The organism is Streptomyces alkaliterrae (genome assembly GCF_007097205.2).
Classification (GTDB): Bacteria; Actinomycetota; Actinomycetes; order Streptomycetales; family Streptomycetaceae; genus Streptomyces; species Streptomyces alkaliterrae.
Genome location: NZ_VJYK02000489.1, coordinates 1 through 2578 on the forward strand (window position 1 = coordinate 1; position 2578 = coordinate 2578).

At 73.5% G+C, this 2578-nt stretch carries 1 protein-coding gene and 1 pseudogene; both read left to right on the top strand.

The features are described 5' to 3' along the window. On the top strand, positions 1-2233 hold a 2233-nt coding region (locus tag FNX44_RS25935; protein WP_438948045.1), incomplete at its 5' end, for an NHLP family bacteriocin export ABC transporter peptidase/permease/ATPase subunit. A 1-nt stretch (position 2234) separates the two neighbouring features. Further along, a pseudogene (locus tag FNX44_RS25940) lies at positions 2235-2578 on the top strand (NHLP bacteriocin export ABC transporter permease/ATPase subunit); the annotation flags it as partial.

Here is a 2578-nt window from a genome sequence, read left to right on the forward strand (position 1 = left end):
ACCCGACCCCGGGGCCCGCCGACGCCGCCGGGCCCCCGCCGGGAGGCGCGCCCGGGGCGGCGGACTGCCCAGGGGCCGCACGCCCCGCCCCGTGCGCACCCCGACCGTCCTCCAGATGGAGGCCGTCGAGTGCGGCGCCGCCGCACTCGCGATGGTGCTCGGGCACCACGGCCGCTACGTGCCGCTGGAGGAGCTGCGCATCGCCTGCGGCGTCTCCCGCGACGGCTCCCGCGCCGGGAACCTGCTGCGCGCCGCCCGGGGCCACGGCCTGCGCGCCAAGGGCATGCAGATGGACCTGGCGGCACTGTCCCAGCTCAAGGGCCCGGCCATCCTGTTCTGGGAGTTCAACCACTACGTCGTCTACGACGGCATGGGCCGCCGCTTCGGCCGACGCGGCGCGTACGTCAACGACCCCGACAAGGGACGCCGGTTCGTCCCCCTGGAGGAGTTCGACACCAGCTTCACCGGCGTGGTGCTCACCTTCGAACCCGGCCCCGGCTTCCGGCGCGGCGGGCGGCGACCCGGTGTGCTGCGCGCCGTCCCGTCCCGGCTGCGCGGCACCTCGGCCACCCTCACGGCGGCCGTCCTCGCCAGCCTGCTGCTGGTGGTCGTCGGCGCCACGATGCCCGCGCTCAGCCGCACCTACGTCGACGAGTTCCTGATCGGCGGGCAGACCTCCACCCTCGGCGTGGTCTTCGCGGGCATGGCGCTCGCCCTGCTGCTCACCGCCACCCTCACCGGGCTGCAGCAGGCCAACCTGCTGCGCGGCCGCCTGGTCACCTCCACCCTCGGCAGCGCCCGCTTCCTCCGCCACCTCCTGCGCCTGCCGGTGGCGTTCTACACCCAACGCAACCCGGCCGACCTCGTGCAGCGCCTGGAGTCCAACGACACCGTCGCCGAAACCCTCGCCAGGGACCTGGCCGCCGCAGGCGTCGACGCCGTCGTCGTGCTGCTCTACGCCGTACTGCTGTGGACGTACGACCCCGGCCTCACCGTCGTCGGAGTGCTCGTCGCGCTGCTCAACATCGTGGCCATGCGGGTCGTCGTCGGGTTGCGCGCCACCAACACGCAGAAGCTGCGCGCCGACACCGCCCGCCTCACCAACACCTCCTACAGCGGCCTCCAGCTCATCGAGACGCTGAAGGCGACCGGCGGCGAGGACGGCTTCTTCCGCCGCTGGGCGGGCCAGCACGCCACCACGCTGGAGGTGCAGCAGCGCCTCGGCGTGCCCAGCGCCTGGCTGGCCGTGGTCGCCCCCACCCTCGCGGCGCTCAACAGCGCGCTCATCCTGTGGATCGGCGGCCTGCGCGCCGTCGAGGGGCACCTCACGGTCGGGCTGCTCGTCGCCTTCCAGGCACTGGTCACCAGCTTCACCGCGCCCATCACCCGGCTGAACGGCGTCGTAGGCCGGGTGCAGGACTTCGGCGCCGACGTCAACCGGCTCAAGGACGTGGAGAACTTCCCCGCCGACCCGCTGCTCCGCCGTTCCGAACAGGCAGGCGGCGCAAGGCGGTTGACCGGCCACGTCGAGATCGACAACGTCACCTTCGGCTACAGCCCACTCGACGAACCCCTCCTGCGGGACTTCTCGCTCAGCGTCGGCCCCGGCCAGCAGGTCGCCCTCGTCGGCGGCTCCGGCAGCGGCAAGTCGACCGTCTCGCGGCTCGTCGCCGGGCTGCACACGCCGTGGGAGGGCGTGATCCGCGTGGACGGCATGCGGATCGAGGACATCCCGCGCGGCACCCTCGCCGCCTCGGTGTCCTTCGTCGACCAGGACGTCTTCCTCTTCGAGGGCACCGTCCGGGACAACGTCGCACTGTGGGACCCGTCGGTGACGGACGAGGCGGTGGCCGCCGCCCTGCGCGACGCCGCGCTGTACGACGTGGTCGCCGCCCGCCCGGGCGGTCTGTACGGCCGCGTCGAGCAGGACGGCCGGAACTTCTCCGGCGGGCAGCGCCAGCGGCTGGAGATCGCCCGCGCCCTCGTACGCCGCCCCAGCGTGCTGGTGCTCGACGAGGTGACCAGCGCGCTGGACGCGGTCACCGAACAGCTCATCATCGACAACCTGCGCCGACGCGGCTGCGCGTGCGTGGTCATCGCCCACCGGCTGTCCACCGTGCGCGACAGCGACGAGATCGTGGTGCTCGACCGCGGCGCGGTCGTCGAACGCGGCCGCCACGACCGACTGCTCGCAGCAGGTGGCGCGTACGCGGCCCTGGTCAGGGAGCACTGAGGTGTCGGAGTCCCCGTACGTCACGCCGGAGTACGGCGTCCACCCGGCGACCCACGGCGTCGACCCGGTGGTCGCCGCGCTCGGCGAACTCGGCACGCCCGTCGAGCGGTTGTCGACGCGCAGCATCGGCCTGGAGGGCCCGCACGTGCTGTGGCTGGTGCTGGACGGCGCCATGGACCTCTTCGCCGTCGGCACCACCCGGGCCGGACACTGGCACCACCTCGGCCGCCTCACCCCGGGAACCCTCCTCCTCGGACCGACCGAAGGCCCCGAACACACCCTGGTCGGACGCCCGTTGGACGGCTGCCGCCTGCGCCGCATCGAACTGCACGCACTGCCCGCCCC